Annotated in this window: 22 protein-coding genes and 1 riboswitch; of the genes, 4 read left to right on the forward strand and 18 right to left on the reverse strand. The window is 37.5% G+C overall.

Annotated elements, in window-relative coordinates; all coding sequences use genetic code 11:
* Positions 1–31 precede the first annotated feature (31 nt).
* The 10 genes from ATE49_RS14680 to ATE49_RS14725 all read right to left on the reverse strand — a co-directional run bounded on the left by ATE49_RS14680 (position 32) and on the right by ATE49_RS14725 (position 9,422).
* Positions 32–811: an L-fucose dehydrogenase gene (locus tag ATE49_RS14680; protein WP_065082777.1), complete on the reverse strand. Its 780-nt coding sequence runs from the start codon at positions 809–811 to the stop codon at positions 32–34.
* Between the two features lie 3 nt (positions 812–814).
* The gene (locus ATE49_RS14685; protein ID WP_065082778.1) at positions 815–1,636 is read right to left on the reverse strand and encodes an amidohydrolase family protein; all 822 of its coding nucleotides are present in this window, start codon (positions 1,634–1,636) and stop codon (positions 815–817) included.
* A 3-nt stretch (positions 1,637–1,639) separates the two neighbouring features.
* Entirely contained in the window at positions 1,640–1,969 is a 330-nt protein-coding gene (locus tag ATE49_RS14690; RefSeq protein WP_065082779.1) for an L-rhamnose mutarotase, read from the reverse strand.
* Positions 1,969–2,817: a fumarylacetoacetate hydrolase family protein gene (locus ATE49_RS14695; protein ID WP_065082780.1), complete on the reverse strand. Its 849-nt coding sequence runs from the start codon at positions 2,815–2,817 to the stop codon at positions 1,969–1,971. The genes ATE49_RS14690 and ATE49_RS14695 overlap by 1 nt, the downstream gene beginning before the upstream one ends.
* A gap of 15 nt (positions 2,818–2,832) precedes the next feature.
* The gene (locus ATE49_RS14700) at positions 2,833–3,597 is read right to left on the reverse strand and encodes an SDR family NAD(P)-dependent oxidoreductase (RefSeq protein WP_065082781.1); all 765 of its coding nucleotides are present in this window, start codon (positions 3,595–3,597) and stop codon (positions 2,833–2,835) included.
* 56 nt (positions 3,598–3,653) lie between these two features.
* Positions 3,654–5,291, reverse strand: coding sequence for a UxaA family hydrolase (locus ATE49_RS14705; protein ID WP_065082782.1), 1,638 nt, complete (start codon positions 5,289–5,291; stop codon positions 3,654–3,656).
* A 52-nt stretch (positions 5,292–5,343) separates the two neighbouring features.
* On the reverse strand, positions 5,344–6,624 hold the full coding sequence (gene fucP, locus ATE49_RS14710; RefSeq protein ID WP_065082783.1) for an L-fucose:H+ symporter permease: 1,281 nt from the start codon (positions 6,622–6,624) through the stop codon (positions 5,344–5,346).
* A gap of 98 nt (positions 6,625–6,722) precedes the next feature.
* Entirely contained in the window at positions 6,723–7,313 is a 591-nt protein-coding gene (locus tag ATE49_RS14715) for a LutC/YkgG family protein (protein ID WP_065082784.1), read from the reverse strand.
* Positions 7,303–8,673 carry a lactate utilization protein B gene (locus tag ATE49_RS14720; RefSeq protein WP_065082785.1) on the reverse strand — a complete coding sequence of 457 codons (1,371 nt, stop codon included), beginning with the start codon at positions 8,671–8,673 and terminating at the stop codon, positions 7,303–7,305. The genes ATE49_RS14715 and ATE49_RS14720 overlap by 11 nt, the downstream gene beginning before the upstream one ends.
* An 11-nt stretch (positions 8,674–8,684) precedes the next feature.
* A complete protein-coding gene (locus ATE49_RS14725) occupies positions 8,685–9,422 on the reverse strand; it encodes a (Fe-S)-binding protein (RefSeq protein WP_065082786.1) in 738 nt (245 codons plus the stop codon).
* A gap of 155 nt (positions 9,423–9,577) precedes the next feature.
* Between ATE49_RS14725 and ATE49_RS14730 the strand changes: the two genes are divergently transcribed.
* The 3 genes from ATE49_RS14730 to ATE49_RS14740 are packed head-to-tail and all read left to right on the forward strand — an operon-like array spanning position 9,578 to position 12,142.
* Positions 9,578–10,444 carry an AraC family transcriptional regulator gene (locus ATE49_RS14730; protein ID WP_059155869.1) on the forward strand — a complete coding sequence of 289 codons (867 nt, stop codon included), beginning with the start codon at positions 9,578–9,580 and terminating at the stop codon, positions 10,442–10,444.
* Between the two features lie 36 nt (positions 10,445–10,480).
* Positions 10,481–11,635 carry a hypothetical protein gene (locus ATE49_RS14735; protein WP_306465224.1) on the forward strand — a complete coding sequence of 385 codons (1,155 nt, stop codon included), beginning with the start codon at positions 10,481–10,483 and terminating at the stop codon, positions 11,633–11,635.
* A gap of 15 nt (positions 11,636–11,650) precedes the next feature.
* Entirely contained in the window at positions 11,651–12,142 is a 492-nt protein-coding gene (locus tag ATE49_RS14740; protein ID WP_065082787.1) for a hypothetical protein, read from the forward strand.
* A 119-nt stretch (positions 12,143–12,261) separates the two neighbouring features.
* Here ATE49_RS14740 and metF read toward each other — a convergent pair whose 3' ends face one another.
* The 8 genes from metF to ATE49_RS14780 form a co-directional block, all read right to left on the reverse strand.
* Entirely contained in the window at positions 12,262–13,221 is a 960-nt protein-coding gene (gene metF, locus ATE49_RS14745; protein ID WP_065082788.1) for a methylenetetrahydrofolate reductase [NAD(P)H], read from the reverse strand.
* A 63-nt stretch (positions 13,222–13,284) separates the two neighbouring features.
* On the reverse strand, positions 13,285–15,942 hold the full coding sequence (metH, locus tag ATE49_RS14750; protein ID WP_081278491.1) for a methionine synthase: 2,658 nt from the start codon (positions 15,940–15,942) through the stop codon (positions 13,285–13,287).
* 76 nt (positions 15,943–16,018) lie between these two features.
* Positions 16,019–17,125 carry a fatty acid desaturase family protein gene (locus tag ATE49_RS14755; protein ID WP_065082789.1) on the reverse strand — a complete coding sequence of 369 codons (1,107 nt, stop codon included), beginning with the start codon at positions 17,123–17,125 and terminating at the stop codon, positions 16,019–16,021.
* 115 nt (positions 17,126–17,240) lie between these two features.
* Positions 17,241–18,251, reverse strand: a complete 1,011-nt coding sequence (locus tag ATE49_RS14760; RefSeq protein ID WP_065082790.1) for a homocysteine S-methyltransferase family protein — start codon at positions 18,249–18,251, stop codon at positions 17,241–17,243.
* 120 nt (positions 18,252–18,371) lie between these two features.
* Positions 18,372–19,535, reverse strand: a complete 1,164-nt coding sequence (locus ATE49_RS14765) for a trans-sulfuration enzyme family protein (protein ID WP_065082791.1) — start codon at positions 19,533–19,535, stop codon at positions 18,372–18,374.
* Between the two features lie 106 nt (positions 19,536–19,641).
* Entirely contained in the window at positions 19,642–22,068 is a 2,427-nt protein-coding gene (gene thrA, locus ATE49_RS14770; RefSeq protein WP_065082792.1) for a bifunctional aspartate kinase/homoserine dehydrogenase I, read from the reverse strand.
* A gap of 1 nt (position 22,069) precedes the next feature.
* The gene (locus ATE49_RS14775) at positions 22,070–23,035 is read right to left on the reverse strand and encodes an alpha/beta fold hydrolase (RefSeq protein WP_065082793.1); all 966 of its coding nucleotides are present in this window, start codon (positions 23,033–23,035) and stop codon (positions 22,070–22,072) included.
* Between the two features lie 62 nt (positions 23,036–23,097).
* A riboswitch (SAM riboswitch) is annotated at positions 23,098–23,199 on the reverse strand.
* A 172-nt stretch (positions 23,200–23,371) separates the two neighbouring features.
* A complete protein-coding gene (locus tag ATE49_RS14780; protein WP_065082794.1) occupies positions 23,372–23,794 on the reverse strand; it encodes an OsmC family protein in 423 nt (140 codons plus the stop codon).
* Between the two features lie 132 nt (positions 23,795–23,926).
* Between ATE49_RS14780 and ATE49_RS14785 the strand changes: the two genes are divergently transcribed.
* Positions 23,927–24,736: a glucose 1-dehydrogenase gene (locus ATE49_RS14785; protein WP_065083175.1), complete on the forward strand. Its 810-nt coding sequence runs from the start codon at positions 23,927–23,929 to the stop codon at positions 24,734–24,736.
* Positions 24,737–24,756 lie beyond the last annotated feature (20 nt).

Genomic DNA, 24,756 nt, shown 5'->3' on the forward strand with positions numbered 1-24,756 from the left:
AGTTAAAATAATAATATTTGTGATGAAGTTTTTATAAAGCTCTGTCGAGATGCACATAACCACCATCGACATGAATCAATTGCCCTGTTGTATGGCTCGATTTTTCTGATAGCAGAAATACAACCATATTGGCAATCTCCTCAGGTGTAGTCATTCTTTTTTCAAACGGAATTTTATCTGTTATAGATTTCAATTTAGCCTCCGGGTCATCAAAAGTTTTGATCCACTTTTCATATAACGGTGTATAGGCTTCAGCAACAATTACGGCATTTACACGAATGCTATAGGGCAATAACTCCACAGCCCATTCTCTGGTCAATCCACTTCTTCCGCCATTGGATGCTGCATAAGCAGAAGTTCCGCCTTGTCCGGTTTCAGAAGTTTTGCTTCCTATATTTACAATAGATCCTTTGCTTTCTTTCAGTGCAGGAAGTGCATAGTGTGCCAGAAGATAATAATGAACAAGGTTCTTATGTAATGACTGCATAAAAGCCTCGTAACTTCCATTCTCCAACCCTACTCCATCATTAACTCCTGCATTGTTTACCAGTCCATCAATTCTTCCGAACTTTGTAATAATTTCATCTATAGCTTTTCTGCATTCCTCAGGCTGAGTCAATTCTGCAACCACAGCATGAGCTGTCAGGCTTTTCTCGGCCAAATCATCAATAAGTTTCTGATTGTCCTCAGCACTTCTTCCGATGATAACAGGAATTGCTTTTTCCTGAGCCAATACCCGTACAATACCTTCACCAATACCTTTGGCTCCGCCACTTACAATGATAATTTTATTTTCAAGTTGTAAATCCATGTTCTATAAATTATAAAAATCAACAGCATTTCCTCTTAGGATTTGTTGCTGTTCTTCTTTACTAAATCTTTGTATATAGTTTTTTACCAGCTGTATCCATTCTGTATAATTCGTGTTCAGAAGCATTACCGGCCAGTCACTACCAAACATGATTCTGGATGTTCCGAAATGTTCGAAAATTACATCTAAATAAGGCTCCAGCATTTCTTTTGTCCACTTTCCTTTTTCAGCTTCTGTAACCAGTCCTGATAATTTGCAGTATACATTTTCAGATTTTGACAATGCTGCAATATTCTTTTTCCAAAGAGCTATCTCTGGTATTTTTAAATCCGGTTTCCCCATATGATCCAAAACCAGTTTTTGCTCAGGAAGTTTTTCAGCAAAACTAATGGCCTCTCCCATTTGCGAATAATAAACCAGAATATCGTAGGTATGATTATACGCTTTCAGCTTTCTTACATTATCCACAAACTGTGGATAAGTTAAAAAGCCTTCCGGTTCTGCCTGTACAATGTGTCGCCAGCCTTTTAGTTTAGAATATTTTCTATAGGCATGCAACTGCTCTTCGAAATTATCACTAAGGAAATCTATCCAGCCTACAACTCCTAATATTTTAGGATTATTTTCTGCAAGATCCAGCAAAAAACTGGTTTCTGTAAGACTCTGATCTGCCTGTACAGCAACGATTCCCTCAACGCTGTTACTTACCAGCAATTCTTCGATATCGGAGGGCAGAAAGTCTTTGCGGATAACTTCCATACTCTCATCGATCCAGCCATCGCGGACCTCATCATATTGCCAAAAATGAACGTGAGTGTCTATCATTTTCTACAGACTAAATATTTTGTCCATTAACACCCATTTTTCGCCAGGCTTAGATTTGGGTAGTGCCTGCTGATAATCCCACATCAGATTTTCCCATTCCTGAACTTTCGGGTTTCCTGCATCTGCTTCAGTCTTTGCGTCGAAGGAAAAATCGTCTCCAACCTCCATTATCATAAAAAGTCGGTTATCCGTACGGTAGATTTCCATATTCTGTATTCCGGAATTTTTGATGCTTTCCAGAATTTCAGGCCATACCTGCTTGTGGTATTCTTCATATTGACGAATTAACTCGTCGTCGTCTTTAAGATCTAAAGCTAGTGCATATTTTCTCATTAGGAATAAGCTTTTACATTTTGTTTACTTGTTCCCAGTCCTTCTATTCCTAATTCAACTACATCTCCCGGATTCAGATACCATGCTTCAGGTTTCTGTCCCATTCCCACTCCTGCAGGTGTTCCGGTAGAGATTACATCTCCCGGAAGTAAGGTCATAAACTGACTGATATAACTTACGATATAAGCTACATCAAAGATAAAGTTTGAAGTATTACCATCCTGAACCTTTTTGTCATTTACTTTCAGCCAGAGTCTCAGGTTATTAACATCTTTTATTTCATCTTTTGTGGCGATAAAAGGGCCTATTGGTGCAAATGTATCTGCACTTTTTCCTTTTACCCATTGCCCGTTTCTTTCGATCTGGAAAGCTCTTTCGCTGTAATCATTGTGCAAAGCGTAGCCTGCAATATGATCAAATGCATCTTCCATTTCTACATAGCTGGCTTTTTTTCCTATTACAATAGCCAGTTCAACCTCCCAGTCTGTTTTAGTGCTGTTTTTGGGAATTATCAGATCGTCGTTAGGACCAACTAAGGCTGAAGTAGATTTAAAAAACAAAATAGGTTCAGATGGTATAGGCATATTAGTTTCTTCGGCGTGGTCCTTATAGTTAAGTCCTACGCAAACAATTTTTGAAGGTCTTGCCAGTGGTGCACCCAATCTTACATTCTGATCTACTTCGGTAAGTCCGCCGGTAGCAATTTTTTCCTTTAACTCTTCAATAGCATTCCCGGAGAAAAACTTTTCATCATAATCATTCACCAGGTGAGAAACATCGTAGTATTTCTCATCAATAATAACACCTGGTTTTTCCTGTCCTTCTGCTCCGTATCTTATTAGTTTCATTGTCTTTGTTTAAAATTAGTTATTTAATGTTGTAAAACCTCCATCAATAGGGTAATCGCATCCTGTAATAAAAGAAGCTTCGTCACTGCATAAATACAATGCCAGTGCTGCAATTTCTTTTGGATTCGCCATTCTTCCTATTGGTTGAGTTTTGGAAAGGTTCTGAAACATTTCCTCTATTCTGTCAGGATAATTTTTCTGTAAAAATCCGTCTACAAAAGGTGTATGTACTCTTGCCGGAGAAATAGAATTACAACGGATATTATCGTGAATGTAGTCTTTAGCGACACTCATCGTCATCGCTTTTACAGCTCCTTTTGCAGTACTGTAAGCAAATCTGTCCGGAATACCTACCAATGCAGCAATAGATGCAAGATTAAGAATAACCGCATTTCCGGATTCTTTTAATTGTGGAATTGCTGCATGCAAACAGTTGTATACTCCCTTAATATTTACATTTACTATTTTATCGAAATCTTCTTCTGAGGTATTATCTGCTTTACCAACATGGGCAATACCGGCATTATTCACCAATATATTAATGGCTCCTATGTTTGTAAACAAGTCTTTTATCTGCTGATGATTGGATACATCACAAACATGAACATAGGCTTTCCCGCCTTTTGCTTCTATTTCGGATAATGCCTCTGCTCCGTTGGCTTCACTAATCTCCAGGATATGAACTTCTGCTCCCTGCTCGGCAAATAATTCAGAAATAGCTTTTCCTATACCACTTCCTCCTCCTGTAATTACTGCTTTTTTATTTTTTAATGAAAACATTTTATATTTTTTTAAACGCAAAACGCGCAACGTTTTTCTAACTTCTAATTTCGTACTTATAAGCTCACTCCTCTTTTCCAGGGGATAAAATCATCCTGATTGAGTAAAACAGCTTTTGGTGTAATTCTTCCGCTTGCTACTTCTATACAATAATCGAGAATGTCTTCTCCCATTTCTGCAATAGTCTTGCTTCCTTCTATAATTGGTCCTGTATCAATATCTATAATATCAGACATTCTAATTGCCAATGATGTATTGGTTGCTACTTTTATAGTAGGACAAACCGGATTCCCTGTTGGTGTTCCCAGTCCTGTTGTAAATAATATTAAAGTAGCTCCTGAAGCTGCTTTTCCTGTAGTTGCTTCTACATCATTTCCGGGAGTACAAACTAAACTCAGTCCGGGCTTCGTTGCTTTCTCAGTATAATCCAAGACATCAGCTACCGGGGAGAGACCTCCTTTTCTGGCTGCTCCGACAGATTTTATAGCATCAGTAATAAGACCGTCTTTTATATTTCCTGGTGAAGGGTTCATATAAAAACCTGAACCAACTTTATGTGCTAATGTATCATATTCTGTCATCAGTTTGATAAATTTCTCTGCTGTTTCTTTATCCACAGAGCGGTCTATCATTTCCTGTTCGGCTCCGCACAATTCCGGAAACTCTGCCAGTAATACTTTTCCGCCTAATCCTACTAACAAATCGGCAGTATATCCTACAGACGGATTTGCAGAGATTCCGCTGAATCCATCACTTCCGCCACATTTAACACCCAATACCAATTTATCCAGGCCTGCCGGCTTTCTTTCTATTTTATTAATTTCTGTAAGCCCGATAAAGGTATCATGAATCGCTTGTCTAATTAAAGCCTCTTCACTTTGTGTCTTCTGCTGTTCAAATACCAGAAGGGGTTTATCGAAATTATGATTTCTCTCTTTTAAATCCTTCTTAAAGTTATCTACCTGAAGATGCTGACAACCGAGACTAAGCAAAGTAATTCCGGCAACATTCGGATGGTCTGCATAGGATGCTAATAGCTTACTAAGCGTTGCAGAATCCTGTCTGGTTCCGCCACAGCCACCACTATGATTCAGGAATTTTATACCATCTACATTTTTGAAAACACGATTCTTTACTTCCACAACCGGATTTAAAGATATGTTTTCTAAATCTTCACCTTTCTGATAGGCTTCCAGTAAATGATGGGCATAGTCTTTATATTTATCTCCCACAGCATATCCGAGTTCGTTGTGCAAGGCTTCTTTAATAATGTCCAGGTTCCTGTTTTCACAAAAGACCGTAGGAATAAACAACCAATAGTTAGCTGTTCCTACTTCGCCATTGCTGCGGTGATAGCCATCAAACGTTTTATTTTCAAACTTTGATGTATCAGGCGCCTGCCATACATATTCCACATCGCGGTATGCATAAGGCTCTGCAGCATGCTTGGTATTTTCTACATTCATCCTTGTTCCTTTCTTCACATCGAACTGCGTTTTTCCAACCAGAACGCCGTACATCATTACTTCACTTCCCTGCGGAAGATCATGCATGAAGAATTTATGCTTTGCGGGAATTTTCTCTAAAGTCTCATATTCCAGTCCTTCAAAAAGGACTTTCTCACCCTGTTCAATGTCCTGTAGTGCCACTAAGACATTGTCCTTTGGGTTAATTCTCAATATTTTATTTTTCATGATTATGTTCTCTGATTATTAACGAAGTTTTATCAGCAGCAAAGCTACCTGACTATGCTTCGGTTGGTTTCCAGCCATATTTACCAAAGGCAAATACAACAATGAAACATATAAATGGTACGATGTAGCCATACTGTATACTATGGGTAACATCTGAAATATAACCTAATCCTAATGGCAATATTGCCCCTCCTACAATAGACATTACAATAAGAGAAGATGCTATCTTGGTATCTTTACCCAAATCTGCTATTCCCAGTGAAAAAATTGTAGGGAACATTATCGACATAAAGAAAGCTACTCCAATCAGCGCATAAATGGTAATATCACCTTTTCCGAATACTGCTACCAAAGTGAGAAGCATACTCAGAACTGCATAGATCATTAAAAGTTTATTAGGCTTTACATATTTCATAAAGAAGGTTCCGACAAATCTCCCAACCATAAAGGCCAGGCCTGCCAATCCTGAATAAAATGCAGCATTTTTTTCCGTAATTCCTGCTGAAACAACAACAAAACGTATAAAAAAGCTTAGTACACATACCTGCGCTCCCACATAAAAGAATTGTGCAACAACTGCCCAGCGAAGATGTTTGTGTCTCCACGCATGAGAAATTTTAGATTTATCACCATCGTCTTCATGCTTAATATCCGGCAACTTTGTAAAGACAAACAAAAGCATTACAATGACAATAATAACTCCCAGAACCAGATATGGCCCTTTTACACTGGCTGCTTCCTGAGCAATGTAAGCACTAAGCTCATGTGGAGGTAATGCTTTTAGTTGTGCATCAGTCAGAGATTGTTCACTCAGAATATATTTACCTCCAACGATTGGCGCTATAAAAGCTGCGAGTCCGTTGAAAGATTGTGAAAAGTTTAATCTGCGTGTTGCTGTTTCTTCAGGGCCTAAAATAGTTACATAGGGATTAGCTGCTGTTTCCAGAAAGGCCAATCCACAGGCTATTACAAATAATGCTCCTAAAAAGAAAATGTACATCTGGGTATTGGCTGCCGGAATAAAAAGGAAAGCTCCTAATGCAAACAGGCAGAGCCCAAATATGATTCCACTTTTATAGCCATACTTACGCATAACATTTCCGGCAGGTATTGCCATAAGAAAATAGGCAATAAATATAGAAAAATCCACAAGGGAAGATTCTAAATCTGTCAGCTGAAAAGCCTTTCTCAGGTGCGGAATCAGCACCGGATCCAGGTTGTGAACAAAGCCCCAGAAGAAGAAGAGACTCGTAACGAGAATCAGTGGGAAAAGGTAGCCTCTCCTCCTTTCTGATGAAGCTTTTGTTGATTGCTCTGTTGTTATGTTTTGCATGGTCTATAAAGTAAAGGTCTTCGTGGTTATTAGTTTTTCGTTTTTCACTTAAATTTTCATGGTTATTAGTTTGTTAGTTTTTATTTAAGCTTTCATGGTTATTGGTTATTCATTATAAATATGTGGTGGCTGCGTGCACCATGTGCACCAATCACCAGTGATTGTTCTATATCCGCCGTTTTAGACGGTCCTGAAATAAAAGATGAAAATCCACCTTCTATCTCTATTATTTTATATGCATCATGCATCAGAGCTACTATTTTATCGGCCGCTAATATCACAAATAAATGCTGAGTGATAAAAGGTAATGCCCTATATTTCATTTGATTTTCTGTGATCCAGATTGCAGCATTCTCTGCTACTCCTATGCTCCCTTCAATAAGAGCAACTTCTACATTTTCCAGTTCATGCGGATCTGTTATTTCATCGCTGTCACTGTACAAATTTTCTTTTAATGCATTGATATTAGAGATTATTCTTTTATCAGATGCTATATTCTCTTTGAGGTATGTTAAAACCTCGTCTGTATTCTCTACAAATGTAACCTGCGAACCATTATTCCGGGCTGTTTGCACAAAAGACTCCAGAAGGTTTCCGGTTCCCGGTATAAATGATAAGTCTTCAGGCAATTCATTTCCGGCAGGCTTTACTTTTGCAATTCTGGATAAAATTTCTTCTCTACTTCCCATTCTCAACATTCTTTTTATACCATTCTTTAAAGCTTTCCTCTGGCATTTCAGGCATCTCCCGATGCTTATACCATGGATTCATACCACTTTTAAGAAGGAATGGTGTGTAGCGATATCCAAATTTCACTTTCTTTCTAAGCTTCTCATACTTTTTTGCATTGGAAAGTGATCTTGCCATCAGCTTCATAGAAAAGTTTTTCACCGGCTCTCCCAATCCTGAAGCAATAACCTCTTGTCTTAATTCATACAGCTGATTATGCAAATCAATCTGTACCGGACATACATTGGTACATGAACCACATAATGTAGATGCAAAAGGCAAATCCTTGTACTCTTCAATATTTCGTGCCGGGCTTAATACTGAGCCTATCGGCCCTGCAACTGCCGTATGATAGCTATGTCCGCCACTCCGTCTGTATACAGGACATGTATTAAAACAGGCACCGCAACGTATACACTTCAGTGAATTTCGGAATTTCTCTCTGCCTAACTGCTCAGATCGACCGTTATCCACGATTACCAGATGCATTTCCTGTCCTTCTCTTGGCTTTCTGAAATGACTGGAATATGTAGTAATCGGCTGCCCCGTAGCACTTCTTGTAAGAAGACGAAGAAAAACACCCAGATGTTCACGCTTCGGAATTATTTTTTCCAATCCCATACAGCCAATATGCACATTTGCCAGATGCGCCCCCATATCTGCATTTCCTTCATTGGTACATACCACAAACTCTCCGGTTTCTGCAACAGCAAAGTTAACTCCCGTTAAAGCTGCCTGACTTTGCAAAAATTTCTTTCTAAGATCCTGGCGCGCTATTTCCGTTAGCTGCTGCGGATTGGAAAGGCCTTTTGGGGTATTCAGATACTCATGGAAAATCTCACCGATTTCCTCTTTCTTCTTATGAATACACGGCAGCACAATGTGACTTGGTGGTTCTTTAACCAACTGAACAATACGCTCTCCCAGATCGGTATCGGTTACTTCTATTCCGTTTTTCTCCAGATAATCATTCAGGTGACATTCTTCTGTAAGCATAGACTTACTTTTCACCATCTTTTTTACCTGATTTTTCTCCAGAACAGAAAGTACAATAGCATTATGTTCTGCAGCATCTTTAGCCCAGTGTACCTTTATACCGTTTTCTAAAGCATTCTTCTCGAACTCTATTAAATAGGTATCAAGATTGGAAAGCACATTTAATTTTATTTTAGATGCAGTTTCTCTTAGCTTCTCCCAGTCAGGAATAGGTTTACTCTGTCGGTCGCGCTTCTCGCGGACAAACCACAACGTTTTGTTGTGCCAGTCTACACGGTCTTCATCCCGGTTAAATTGTTCTGCTAAAGCGGCGTGATTCTTCATTAATTTACTTGTTAATTATTCAAAATCTCTGCTATGTGCATCACTTTTACAGTACTTTTCTCTCTTTTCAGAATTCCTTCCAGGTGCATAAGGCAAGACATATCACAAGCTGCAATATATTCTGCACCATGTTTTATATGATCGTCTACTCTGTCTTTACCCATTTTGGATGATACTGCCTCTTCAGCAACACAAAATGTTCCGCCAAAACCACAGCACTCATCCTGTTTATCTAATTCTATAAGTTCTATTCCTTTCACCTGATTTAATAATTGTTCAGGTTTTGAAAAATAAGGAGCTGTTAATTCGCTCATACCGGAAAGCTTTAAACCTCTTTGCCCATGACAACTTTGGTGAAAGCCTACTTTATGAGGAAAAGAAACTTCAAGATTTTCAACTTTCAATACATCTGTCAAAAATTCTGTCAGCTCATAAATATTCTCACGAATACGTATTGCTGTATCTTCATTCTCCTTTCCTTCGCCCTTCAGATGTTCTTTAATATGTAAAACACAACTTCCTGAAGGAGCTACAATAGCATCATAATCTTTGAATTGCTGAATAAAATTCCTGTCAGTATCGCATGTAAGATGCTGATAACCTGAATTGGCCATTGGCTGACCACAGCAGGTCTGACCAGTCGGATAACTAACATCTACACCAAGCTTTTTTAATAAAGAATAAGTTGCTATCCCAACTTTAGGATACAATATATCTATATAACATGGCACGAATAATCCAACTTTCATAATAATTCAATAAAGAATCAAATATTTTTTTAAACTTTATTAACACAAATTAAGGTTTTATTTAGAAAATAAAATTTCAGTATTTTATCCAATTATTAAGCTATATTATCCAAAAAGGTTTAATTTTATGTTTTAGATACTGATATAACTAAATAATGAAGCCACAGTTCCTGAAAATCTCCTCGGATACGCTCCATTCCTTCAATGCCAGAAAGGATATAATGCCCGATGTAAATAACAAATGGCACTACCATATGGTATTGGAACTTATCTATTTCCGAAAGGGTTCCGGGACTCAGTATGTAGGCAATAGTATTGAGCGTTTTAAAGAAGGAGATGTTGCTCTTATTGGCAAAAACCTTCCACATTATTGGCTATTTGATGCAAAATACTTTGAAAACCCTAAAAGAAATAAGGTTGAAATTTTTGTAATACATTTTGGAGAACATTTCTGGGGTGAAGATTTTTTAAAGCTACCCGAGAATCAGACATTGAAAAAGACCCTGGCACTTAGTTCCAGAGGGTTCCAAATTAAGGGAGATGCTAAAGAGAAACTTACACAACTCATTCCGGAAATTGTAGAAAGCGACGGAACTCTGAAAATCATACGCCTATTGGAGGCCTTACACAGCATTAGTGAATCTGCTGAATACGAATTTTTAACTTCAGCCAATTTTAAATATCATTTTGATGAAGATGAAAGACATCGGATTCTTGACATTTATAATTACACCTTATCTAACTATACCCAAAAAATAACGTTGGAGGATGTATCTGAAATAGCGAACCTTAGTCCTAACTCATTTTGTAAATTTTTTAAATCCCGTACAGGGAAAACTTATACACAATTTGTTAATGAAATCCGGATTGGTGATGCTTGTCAGAAGCTTATCGAAAACCAAATGTCTGTAAAGGAGGTTTGTTTTGCGAGTGGGTTCAATAATTTCACCAGCTTTCATGAGTGTTTCAAGAACATTACAGGCAAAAGTCCTTTAAAATATCAACAGCTTTACAGAAAATAATATTTTTCGTAACTTCTCTGGCAAAACACAAGTGTTATGCTGAGGATGACTGAGGTTACTGATAGAATAACGCGAAAAGAGTTTCTTGAATTTCCTGTAAGGCTCTATCGGCTAGATAAAAATTTCATCCGAAACATGGACAAAGATGTTGACGACATCTTTAACCCTGTTAAGAATAAGTTTTTTAGCTCCGGAGAAGCTTCCAGATGGCTATGCATTAATGAAAAGCGGGAAACGATTGGTCGTGTAGCTATATTCTATACTAATAAATATAAACAAGATCAGCCAACTGGTGGAATTGGCTTTTTTGATTGTATTAATGATCAAATAACAGCTAATTTCATTTTCGATTTTTGTAGAGAATGGCTACAACAGAAAGGTATGGAGGCTATGGACGGGCCTATTAATTTTGGTGAAAGAGATCAGTTTTGGGGATTACTGACAGAAGGTTTTACAAAACCTCTTTACAGGATGAATTACAATTTCCCTTATTATCAGACACTTTTTGAGAGTTATGGTTTTCAGCCATATTTCCAACAGTTATGTTTTTCCCGAAAAACAACCAGTGAAGTAGACTCCAGCTTTATAAATGCACATACACGTCTTAGTCAAAACCCGGATATTCATGCGGAAAGAATGCAGATAAAACATCTTGATCGTTATGCCGAGGATTTTACACATATTTATAATGCTGCATGGGCGAACCACGGTGAAGGAAAACAACTGGATGTAAAACAGGTAAAAAAAATGTTTCATATTATAAAACCTGTAATCAATGAACATATCTCCTGGTTTGTATATGAAAAAGGGAATCCGGTTGGCATGTGGATAAATCTTCCGGATCTGAATGAATGGTTCCGATACCTGAACGGAAAATTTGGAATATGGGAGAAAATAAAGTTTTTGTTTATCCGGCAATTTGTACCGAATAAAAAAATGATTGGGCTGGTTTTTGGTGTTGTACCCGAATGGCAAAAAAAGGGTATAGATGGTTATATGATATGGGAAGGAACACAGCATCTAAGAAAATATACTCATTTTGAGGAAATAGAAATGCAGTGGATAGGGGATTTTAACCCCAAAATGATTAAAATTGCAGAAAACTTAGATACAAAAATCACAAGAAAACTCACAACTTATCGTTATTTATTCGACAGAAATAAAATATTTAAGAAACATCCAACGTTATAACGAAAATATATTACAATGAACTCAATTTTTATACTTTTGATCGTCTTTATTATTGCCTTTTTAGGCTTTATCGGACTTATTTTCCTTATTGCATTTCTGGCTTCTCAAAGTAGAAAGAAAAAACAGGAAGCTGTACTTGCTACATTACCAGAAGGTGCCAAGCTTAAAGCTATTGTACGTTACAATAAGGGCAAGCAACAAACTAAAATATTAAAAATGAAAGCCTTCCAGGGAAGTGGCGTTCTTTATATTCTGGATAACAAGATTATTTTTCAGGATACCCTGAATCAGAATCCATATAGCTTTGATCTAAAAACAGCAGCAGTTAACTGGGTTGGGATCAATGCAGCTAACGGAGCCCTTAACTGGTTTAAAGTTTCGGACGAGCAGACAGAATACTACTTTAATGTAGAAAGCGGAATGTTTATCTGGCACACATCTTCAGGAAAACCTACAACAGAACAAATTTGCAACAACCTAAAGTCTTTGCAATTAGAGGCTGTTTAGCCATTTCGTATAGAATTACAAAAGCCTTATCAAGATTTCAAAATTTGATAAGGCTTTTTAAAAGGTATAGATACTCAAAAGGCGGACTGTTGTCCGCCTTTTATTTTTATAAAGTATTCTTAGAAAAATTCACTTACAATTTTCTGGATATTATCACTTTTACCCATTGTATAGAAATGTAGTGCAGGAACACCAAAATCTAATAACTCTTTGCATTGCTGAACACACCATTCAATTCCCACCTGCTTTACAGCTTCATTATTCTTGCATTGTGACACAGCATTTACCAAATCTTCAGGAATATCTATTTTGAATACCTGAGGAAGCAGCTGCAAGTGTTTTTTTACAGCAAGAGGTTTTATACCCGGGATAATAGGAACATCTATACCAGCTTCACGGGCTAGTTTTACAAATTCAAAGTATTTCTGATTATCTAAAAACATTTGAGTTACCACATAATCTGCACCCAAGTCTACTTTCTGTTTCAACATTTTCAGATCATATTGCATAGAAGGTGCCTCCAGATGCTTTTCAGGGTAACCTGCTACACCAATGCAGAAACTATTGTTGAGATCGTTACCTGAAATTTCGCCATGCAGAAACTTCCCTTTTCCAAGATCATTAATCTGAGTAACAAGATCTGATGCATAACGGTTTCCGCCTTTAGTTGGCTCAAAATACTTTTCACCTTTCATCGCATCGCCACGTAGTGCCATTATATTATCAATTCCCAGATAAAGACAGTCTACCAGCAGGTATTCTGTTTCTTCTTTAGTAAAGCCACCACATAGTACATGGGGAACAGTATCTACATTATATTTATACTGAATTGAAGCACAAATCCCTAGTGTTCCTGGTCTCATTCTGGAAATTTTACGCTCCATAAGCCCATTGCCTTTTTCAAGGTAAATATATTCTTCCCGGGAGGTAGTTACATCTATAAAAGAGGGTTTAAACTCCATTAACGGGTCTATATTTTTGTACAAATCTCCAATTCCGTGTCCTTTCTGAGGTGGAATAATTTCGTAGGAGAGAAGTGTTTTTCCTTTACTTTGAGCAATATGTTCGGTTACTTTCATAGTTTTTTAATGTAATAATCTAAGGATGTAATTGTTTTAACAATATGTGATTTGGTGAAATTTCTAGGCGAGATTAGGACTCAACCATTTCTTAGCAAGATCATAATCGATGCCTTTACGTTCGGTATAATCCCGAAGCTGGTCTTCTTTTATTTTACCCAGTCCAAAATATTTACTCATAGGGTGGGCAAAATAATAACCACTAACGCTGGCTGCCGGCCACATTGCCAGACTCTCTGTTAGTTTTACACCGATATTTTCTTCAACTTTCAGAACATCCCAGATCATATTTTTTTCCAGGTGATCCGGACAAGCCGGATATCCCGGTGCGGGACGGGTTCCTTTATATTCTTCCTTAATCATCTGTTCGTTGTTCAGATTTTCATCGGAAGCATACCCCCAGTATTCTTTACGTATTTTATAGTGTAAAAATTCAGCATAAGCTTCGGCAAAACGATCGGCTAAGGCTTTTACCATAATGGAATTATAATCGTCGTTTTCTTCGTTATATTTTGCTGCTACTTCGTCTGCTCCAAAACCAGCAGTTACACAGAAGCACCCTACATAATCCTGAATTCCGGTTTCTTTTGGTGCTATAAAATCGGCCAAAGCCAAATATTCCTTTCCTTCGGATTTTTTAGCCTGTTGACGCAGCGTAATAAATTTGCCTATATCTTCACCTTGCTCATTTTGCAGAAAAATATCGTCTTTCACAGCATTAGCCGGGAATAATCCAAAAATAGCTTTAGCAGTTAAGCTTTTATCTTCAATCAGCTTTTTCAGAATTTTCTGAGCATCATGAAAAAGTTCCGTTGCCTGTACCCCCACTACTTCATCTTTCAAAATATCCGGATATCTTCCGTGAAGATCCCAGCTTCTGAAAAATGGTGACCAGTCGATATAATCTAATAAATCTTCCAATGGCTGATCTTCGATAATGGTAATTCCCGGTTTAGCAGGTTTTATGATATCTTCAGACTTAAAATCTATTTTATATTTATTTTCTCTTGCGAATTCTAATGCTACATATTCTTTGTGCTCGCCTCTGTTTAAGAATTTTTCTCTGAAATCTTCATATTCAGTTTTCAGGTCCAGTGTATAAACATTAGATTTTTCTTTGTTCAGCAAACTGGAAACCACATTTACAGCACGGGAAGCATCGTTTACATGTACTACAGCATTAGAATATGACGGATCAATTTTCACTGCGGTATGCGCTTTAGATGTTGTAGCACCACCTATAAGAAGTGGAAAATCCAGATTCTTTCGTTCCAATTCACTGGCAACATGAACCATTTCATCCAAACTCGGTGTAATAAGACCACTAAGACCAATAATGTCTACCTTTTCATCTATAGCTGTCTGAATAATCTTTTCAGCCGGAACCATTACGCCAAGATCTATAATCTCGTAGTTGTTACAACCTAATACCACACTTACAATATTTTTCCCGATATCGTGTACATCTCCTTTTACAGTTGCCATCAATACTTTTCCGGCGGCCGGACGGCCTGTATCTTTTTCAGCTTCAATATAGGGTTGTAAATACGCCACTGCTCTCTTCATTACACGGGCAGATTTCACTACCTGTGGCAGGAACATTTTCCCGCTTCCAAACAAGTCTCCAACAACTCCCATTCCGGTCATCAGATTAATCTCAATAACATCTAACGGGCGCTTGGCCTGTTGACGGGCTTCTTCTATATCTTCTTCAATAAATCGGTCTATACCTTTTACCAAGGCATGAGTAATACGATCCTGAAGCGGTTGCTCTCTCCAGGCCAGGTCTTCAGTTTTTTCTTTTCTGACAGATTTTACTCTTTCGGAAAAATCCAGAAGTCTTTCTGTTGCATCATCCCTGCGATCCAGCATTACATCTTCTATCAGCTCCAGTAGATCTTTTGGAATTTCATCATAAACTTCCAACATTGTTGGATTCACAATTCCCATATTCATTCCTGCTTTAATAGCATGGTAAAGGAATACAGAGTGCATTGCTTCTCTCACTGCATCGTTTCCTCTGAAAGAGAAAGACACATTGGAAACACCCCCACTTACTGATACATAAGGAAGATTGGTTCTTACCCAACGGGTAGCTTCTATAAAATCGATAGCATTCCGTCTGTGCTCATCCATACCAGTAGCTACCGGGAATATATTAAGGTCGAAAATAATGTCCTCCGGCGGAAAGTCTATTTGATTAACAAGAATATCGTATGACCTCTTAGCAATCTCTATACGGCGCTCATAATTATCTGCCTGTCCTACCTCATCAAATGCCATTACAATAACAGCAGCACCGTAACGCTTTATTTTCTTTGCCTGATCGATGAAATTGGCTTCACCTTCCTTCAAGCTTATTGAGTTCACTACAGGTTTTCCCTGAACAACCTGCAAGCCAGCTTCCAGGATTTCCCATTTAGAGCTGTCTACCATAATAGGAATCCTCGCAATATCCGGTTCGGAGGCAATAAGATTCAGGAACTTCACCATAGCATATTTACCATCCAGAAGACCATCGTCCATATTAACATCCAGAACCTGAGCACCCCCTTCTACCTGATGGCGGGCAATATCTAAAGCCTCAGCATATTTTTCTTCTTTGATTAATCTCAGAAATTTTTTAGATCCGGCAACGTTCGTCCTTTCCCCTACGTTTATAAAGTTACTTTCCGGTGTAATCACCAATGGCTCAAGCCCCGATAGCTTTAGATATTTCATTCGTCTACTTTTAATTTACCGCTTTGCGGTATTTTTATTGAACGGAATGCTTTTTACAGACATCTCTCATTCTTAATTAGGAATCCAGTTCCTCGAAGACATGCCTCAGAGGAACGTTATTCGCATTATATTTTAATAATTGATAATGTTTGCCCAATGCTGTGAGTAACGGAAATCTTTTGTAAACAAAACCATTCTCGTGAGCAAAATTTTCTATTTCTTCAGTAATCTCATTATAGTATACATAGCTGTAGTTGGGAAATAAATGATGTGCCACATGGAAATTAAAATTCCCTAATACATGACGGATAAACCAATTGTTATTGCTTAAATCATTTGTTACTTCCAACTGATGTCTCAGCCAGCTAAATGGCAGATTATTATGTTCATCCGGAACCGGGAACTCATTATCCGGCAGCGGATGCAGTGGCAACAATACAAATAATGCAAATACACTTGCTACCAATATTTCCAGAGCCCACGCCCCAAAAGCCAATCCAAAAGATACTTTCAGAAATAAAACCGGAACTGCTATCTGATAGAAAAGGTAAAGTAATTTGTAAAGGATCAGTTTCACTTTTTCTGCTTTAGGAGCTTCTCCATGCGTTTTATAAATAACTCTTTCTCTATCAAAAAAATCCCTGAAGTCTCTAACCAACATCCAGTTGAACAGATAGAACGGATAAGCAAAAATGAAGTATCTGTCCTGATATTTCTGAATTCCCTTTGCTTCCACGTGTGGGAAAATTTTTATTGGTCCGCTCTGTTCCACATCGGTATCCCAACCATCTACATTAGGAAAAGCATGATGGCTTACAATATGCCTTTTCTGCCATATATAGCTATTCGCACCAATAAAGTCGAATAACCTCAGAATCCATTTATTATATTTTTTGGTTTTATATATATTGTTGTGAGCTGCTTCATGAATCAGATTCAGATAGATTAAAACCAGTGTAAAGCCCATTACAACATAACAGGTTATATAAAGCCATGGTTTATTTCCATTAAAAATCGCAAGGAAATAACTGCCAAAATATACAATTGGCAGAAGAATGGCTTTAATCTGGATATACCTATCCCGATTTTCCGGTATTTCCTCTATTCTCTGGTTCACTCGTTTTCTCAGTTCGTTGAATAAATGTATCTCATCAGTATTCTTAGGATAAGCCGGATGTTTCATATGTAATTATTTGTGATGTTCTAACAAATTTACAAAAAATGAAAACTCGGATCTACCCTCTAACTATCTATGTTACTATACTTTAAATTAATAATTATTATTTATAAAATCTACTTTACGACTTTACAGATATCTCTCTAGGCTTATAGTTTTTAGCCAAATCTGCAATAGCTTTAATATGTTCCGGTGTTGTTCCGCAACATCCACCGATAATATTGATTAGCCCTTTGTCAACAAACTCTTTAATCTGTTCTGCCATGTCTTCCGGCGTTTCGTCATATTGCCCGAATGCATTTGGTAAACCTGCATTTGGATAAGCAGAAACTGCAAAATCCGTATTATGTGACAATACTTCCAGATAAGGTGTTAGCTGCTGAGCTCCTAAAGCACAGTTGAAACCAACACTTAGTAAATTAAGATGCGAAACAGAAATAAGGAAAGCTTCAGCAGTTTGCCCTGAAAGGGTTCTTCCCGAGGCATCTGTAATTGTCCCACTCACCATAATTGGTACACGGATATTTCTTTCATCCTGAATCTCATCAATAGCAAAAAGTGCCGCTTTAGCATTCAGGGTATCGAATATAGTTTCTACCAATAAAATATCAGAACCTCCATCCAATAAAGCTTTAGCCTGTTGTTTATAAGCCTCTTTAAGTTCGTCAAAGGTAATAGCACGATATCCTGGATCATTCACATCCGGAGAAAGACTTGCTGTTTTATTAGTAGGACCTATAGCTCCTGCAACAAATCGGGGTTTATCCGGTGTTTTTGCCGTATATTCATCTGCAACTTTTCTGGCAATTCTTGCTGATTCATAGTTAAGCTCTGTTACCAGCTCTTCCATCCCATAATCTGCCATTGCAATTGTAGTTCCGGAGAATGTATTGGTCTCGATGATATCTGCACCAGCTTCAAAATATTGTCTGTGTACATCTTCAATAGCTTGTGGCTGTGTTAAAGAAAGCAAATCATTATTCCCTTTTAAAGGACTTGGCCAGTCTTTGAAGCGATCTCCTCTGAAGTCTTCTTCTTCAAATTTGTGCCGCTGTAGCATTGTCCCCATAGCGCCATCCAGAATAAGGATTCGCGCGTTCAATGCTTTATATAATGCTTCTATGTTACTCATGTTCGTTTATTTTTGCTCTTCGGTTCGTCAGGCTCACTACAAGCTAAGCTTAGAGTGACACTTCTAATACTTAAAATTGTCAGGCTGAGCTGGGTCGAAGCCTTATAAAATTTAAGCAGACTAAGCTTCTAAAGCTTGTTTTAGGTCTGCAATAATATCATTTACATTTTCCAATCCAACAGAACATCTTACTAATCCCGGAGTAATAGCTACTTCCAATCGTTCTTCTTCTGTAAGCTTGCTATGTGTTGTAGATGCCGGATGCACAATAATAGTTCTGGTATCTCCTAAATTTGGTGATAGTGAGCATAGCTTTATGTTATCCATAAATGCTCTTCCTTTTTCCAGTCCTCCTTTTACTTCAAAAGCAATAATATTTCCGCCTAATTTCATTTGCTTTTTAGCAATTTCATGACTAGGATGTGATTTAAGGAAAGGATATTTCACTGTTACTACATTCGGGTGTGATTCTAAAAACTCCGCAACTTTCAGTGCATTTTCACAATGTCTTTCTACGCGGATCGCCAATGTCTCCAAACTTTTGGATAACACCCATGCATTGAATGGAGAAAGTGATGGTCCTGTATTTCTTGCAAAAAGATAAATCTCGCGAACAAGATCTGCTTTTCCGACAACTACCCCTCCTAATACACGTCCTTGTCCGTCGATTAGTTTGGTTGCAGAATGCACGACTAAGTCGGCACCGTATTTTATAGGCTGCTGCAAATAAGGTGTTGCAAAACAGTTATCCACTATAAAGATCAGATTATGTTTTTTAGCAATTTGCCCTAATACTTCCAGATCAAGAATTTCTATAGCCGGGTTTGTTGGCGTTTCTGCATAAAGAATCTTAGTTTCCGGTGTTATATATTTCTCGATATCATTTACCTCATCAGCTTTGAAGTAAGTAGTATTGATATTCCACTTCGGAAAATACTTTGTAAAAAGTGTGTGAGTAGATCCAAATATAGACTGACAGCTCAATACATGGTCACCACTATTTAAAAGAGGAGCCAAAGTACTGTAAACAGCTGCCATCCCTGATGAAAAGGCATAACCAGCCTCACCTCCTTCCAGCTTCACCATTTTATCGGTAAATTCATTCACCGTAGGATTGCTGTAACGGCTATAAATATTCTTTTCTTTTTCTTCAGCGAAAGAAGCTCTCATATCTTCTGCATCCTGAAATATAAAACTGGATGTTAGAAATAACGGAGTTGAATGTTCGTCGTACTGCGTTCTTTCTGTTTGAGTTCTTATCGCCTGAGTTTCAAAATTTTCCATTTTCAAAAAGTTTACCAATATAACAATGTAACAGTCTAACAATCCATATTGTAGTTGAATTTTGGTACATTGCTAAATTGTTATATTGTTACATTATATATAATATTTATTTATTCTCACTTACTCTTAAAATATCACCAAAGACACCTCGTGCAGTTACTTCTGCTCCGGCCCCGGCTCCCATAATTACAATAGGATTCTCACCATAAGATTCTGTATAGATTTCGAAAATAGAATCCGATCCTTTTACCTGACCTAAACTTGCAGATTTTGGTACCGAAACTAATTTCACCTCCAGTTGTCCTTTTTCTTTCTGTAAATCTCCTTTCAGTTCTCCTACATAACGCAATACATGATCTTCCGGAAGAGATTTTTTCAGCTGTTCATATTCAGTATTGAGTTCTTCCAAACGGGAAAGGAACTCATCTTTAGCAATACTCTGAAGATTTTCAGGAATCAGATTCTGAATATTGATATCTGAGAATTCATTTACCAAATCCAGCTCACGAGCCAAGATCAATAATTTTCTTGCAACATCATTTCCGGAAAGGTCTTCACGTGGATCCGGCTCGGTATAACCTTTATCCATTGCTTCTTTTATAATCGTACTAAAGGCATCTTCTCTTACAGAGAAATTATTGAAAATATAACTAAGAGATCCTGAGAATACCCCTTTTACACGGGTAATATTTTCGCCAGAAAGATGCAGAAGTTTAATCGTATCTATCAATGGTAAACCTGCTCCCACATTCGTCTCATACAGGTATTTCTTATTTTTATCTTCCAGTACCTTACGCAGATTTTTATAGCGGTCAATCGGCAGGGTATTGAAAATCTTGTTGGAAGAAACTAAGTCGAATCCATTTTCAGCCAGTAGCTCGTAGTTTTCTACAAACACACTGCTGGCAGTATTGTCTACTGCAATTAAGTTCTCTAAATGATTTTCTTTAGCGTACTTTAATAATGTTTCGATATTTGCAGGAACTGCACTCGTCTGCAATTGTGTTTCCCAGTCTTTTCCAATTCCTTTTTTATCAAGGATCAAATTTTTGGAATTACTGATGGCAAATATTTTAATGTGTGTATTCTTACGGTTTACAATATCATGAGTAGAATTCAGAATCTGATTAATCAACGCGCGCCCTACTGTTCCGTGTCCGATAATAGCCAGATGGATTTGTTTCGGATTTTCGAACAACTCTCCATGAATAATATTCAGAGCTTTGCTTGTATCTTCTTTGCTTATTACGATACTAACATTAGCACCAGAAACCGTATTACTTATTAATAAAGGTTCTACATGGTTTTTGATCAGAGCATTGTACGACTGATTAAAATGAGACATTTTCTGTCCGATAATAGAAATCACACTTAATCCATCAATACTGTGGATACTTTGTACATCTTTGGTATCATAGTCTCTTGCAAACTCCTTACGCAAAGCTTCCAATGCTCTTGGTGCATCTTTCTCATCTACCACTACTCCCATTCCTCTTTCAGAAGATCCCTGAGAGATAATTCCGGCACTAACTCCTGCACGGTGTAATGCACTGAAAAATCTTGCGTCAATTCCTACTTTTCCCAATAATCCTCGTCCTTCGAAAACTACAAGTGATTTGTTTTCCTGCAGCATCAGAGATTTTACAGAAGTATTGTTCTTATCATTGGAAATAAGAGTACCTGTCTGATCTATTCCTTTGAAGGTGTTCAATATCTTAAGCGGAATGTTTTTATCTATAAGAGGCAAGATCGTTTTATCATGAAGAACATTCATTCCGAAGTTTACCATCTCATTTGCTTCCTGGAATGACAGATTTTCTATATGGCGGGCATCTTCTACCAGCTCAGGATTTACAGAGAAAACACCATCTACATGTGTATAGTTTTCTAAGATCTCTGCATTGATAAATTTAGCCACTAAAGCCGCTGAATAGTTACTTCCGTTTCTTCCTAATGTTGTGGTCTCTCCTTCTTCGGTTACACCAATAAATCCTGTTACAACCGGAATAGCTCCGTTGTTATAGAACTCCTCGAACGCAGCTTGTGCGTTTTTTTCAGAGATTTCGTCTTTAGGGATAGCATTACCAAAACGATCATCAGTAATCAAGAAACTACGGGCATCTACAAACTTGGCAGAAAGTCCTTCATTGATAAGAACCTGCACCAACGTTTTAGCCGAAATAACTTCACCAAAGCTTAGTACTTCATCTTTGGTTTTCAAAGAATAATCCTTTAACAACTTAACGCCTGCAAAGAAGTTTTTCAAATTATGAAAATCAGTATCCAAAATATCCTGCTGTTGCGGAATTGCTTTTAACTGATTTTCCTTAAAGTTAATCCAGTCTTCTTCTTCCCACTGTCCGTTTCTGGCATTTTCCAATAGCGCAATCAGCTCATCTGTCGCATTTCCTCTTGCAGAAACTACTACGCAAATATCTTCTTCATTCGCTTTTTTATGCTTGATAATTTCTAATGTCTTTTCCAGACCTAATCCGTTTGCCAGAGATTTTCCTCCAAATTTTAAAACCTTCATGTTACTTCTTAAATATATTGTGTAAGATGTTATTCAATTGTTCGTATTCCATCAGGAAAGCATCGTGCCCATGAACAGAGTTTATGATGAAATGCTTTATGTTATTTTTTATTTTACTCAGTTCAGTATATGTCTGGTGATCTTCCGATGCCGGAAAGAACAGATCACTGTCTACTGAGACGATAAATATATTTGCTTTTATGGCCGCTAATTGTTCGAAAGATGTGCTGTTTACCTCAACGGTTTCAATAGTCGAAAGAAGTTGATTCATCATATTATAGGCAGACAACGTAAATCTTTCATTCAGCCTCTCTCCATGAAAGTTAAGCCAGTCTTCAGACTTTCTAAGTTCCTTATCTTCATGGATTTTATTACCAAATCTTTCGTTTAAAGATTGCGGTGTTCTATAGCAAAGCATCGCGTGAATACGTGCTTTTTGTAAAGGCTTATCAGATTGTGTAAGTAAAAAATCCTGAACCAGACATTGTGCATATAACCAATCTGAGGTTTTCCAATCTGTTGCTACAGGGATAAAATTCTGAGCCAGAGTATTATTCAATCCCAACATTTCCCAACCTATTCCGCCTCCTAATGATCCGCCGATAATAGCATAGAGTTCGTTAATATTCAACACTTCTAATCCTTGCAGGAATAATCGTGCAATATCTTTAGTTACAAAATCTTTAGGATTGTCTATTAGAAAACCATCATATCCGTTACCCGGAATATTAAATGCCAGAATTGTATAAGTGTTGGTATCTACGGGCTTCCCTTCACCAATAGCTTCTTTCCACCAACCCAATTCTCCGGTTACTGCAGAATTTCCGGTTAGTGCATGATTAACTAACACTACAGGAGCCGTATACAAATCTTGTCCGAAAACTTCATAGGTTAACGGAATATCATATACTTTCCCTGATTGGGTAGTAAAGTTTTTAATATTAATGGTTTTAAGATAATCTTTCAATTTTATATTTTTTGATCCTATAAAATTGAAAATGCCCAGAAAAGGCTGAAAGAAATTCAGTAACGTTATCTATCCCATAGTGGTAGAATGTAGCACCTTCTTCGGCAAGCGAAGGGTTGCTAAGGCGTCATAGGGTCTATTCCCTCGGCCTTTCCTGATAACATTTTCAATCGTGTTAAAGAACTAATCTTGGCTGCAAAGATACAAACAATATAGATTTTTGCAAAAAAAAGATAAAAATACTTGTTAATTGCCCATAATAAGTAATGGGCAATAAGTAATTCTAAAAGTATTAATCACCTATTGCCCATTATTATTTCAATACAAAATGTATTTCTATTTTGTTGAAGTTCCGTTTACCAAAACTTCCCATGTAACTTTAATTTGCGGATCAAGCGATTTAGAAACCGAGCAATATTTTTCAAATGAAAGTTCAGCAGCTCTGTTTGCTTTTTTACCATCAATCTCTCCTTCCAGTTTGAATATTACATGAATGTTACGGAAAGGCTTAGCATCCTCTACCTGTACACGTACTCCCTCTACATCAGCTGAAAAAGAGGTAATCTCCTGTCTTTGTTTCTTCAGAATAGAAACCATATCTATACTACTGCATCCTGCCAATGCCATTAGCACCGACTCCATTGGGCTAACTCCCTGTGGATCGTCTTCAGACGTATTATCTAAAATAATTTTATGCCCTCTCTGATTGGTTAATTCAAACAGATAATTATCATCAATTCTGTTCAGTTCTATTTTCATTATTTAAGATTTTTTAAAATTCTTTTTGATGAACAAATTTATACATTTGTTATGGTATTTGGTATCCAAATTTTACATACGATCTGTAAAATTGTATCTCAGGCCTCACCAACAAACACAAATTATAAAAATATGGAACAGAAGCTCCAAAATCAAATTGCTATTATTACAGGTGCCAGCAGTGGTATCGGTAGTGGCATCGCCAAATGTATTGCAGCATCGGGTGCTACAGTTATTATCAATCATTCTTCCCAATCATCTAAGCCCTCTGCTGAAGCAATTTTAAAAGAAATTACTGATGATGGTGGCTCCGGAATAACTTATCAGTGTGATGTAAGTAAGGAAGAAGAAGTTATAAAAATGTTTCAGGATGTTACCACACAATATGGTACCGTGGATATCCTGATCAACAATGCCGGTGTACAGAAAGATGCAAAGTTTACGGAAATGACTCTGCAGCAATGGCAACAGGTTATAGACATCAATCTTACCGGACAGTTTCTTTGTGCCCGTGAAGCCATCAGAGAGTTTTTAAGAAGAGATATAGATCCTGCAAAATCTGTAGCAAGAGGAAAAATAATCCATATCAGTAGTGTTCACGAAATTATTCCCTGGGCCGGGCACGCTAATTATGCAGCCAGCAAAGGTGCTATAAGAATGTTGATGCAAACTCTGGCTCAGGAATATGGAGCTGATAAAATACGGGTAAACAGCATATGTCCCGGAGCGATTCAGACTCCCATTAACACCAATGCATGGAATACTCCGGAAGCATACAATTCACTGATGAACCTGATACCATACAACAGAATCGGGAAACCTGAAGATATTGGAAAACTAGCTGTTTTTCTGGCCAGTGATGACTCCGATTATATCACAGGTGCCAGTATTTTTATAGACGGTGGCATGACCACTTTTGAAAGCTTTTCAACCGGAGGATAACTTTAAGTACAAGTAGGTAT

It is taken from the genome of Elizabethkingia miricola, assembly GCF_001675285.1.
GTDB classification, from domain to species: Bacteria; Bacteroidota; Bacteroidia; order Flavobacteriales; family Weeksellaceae; genus Elizabethkingia; species Elizabethkingia miricola.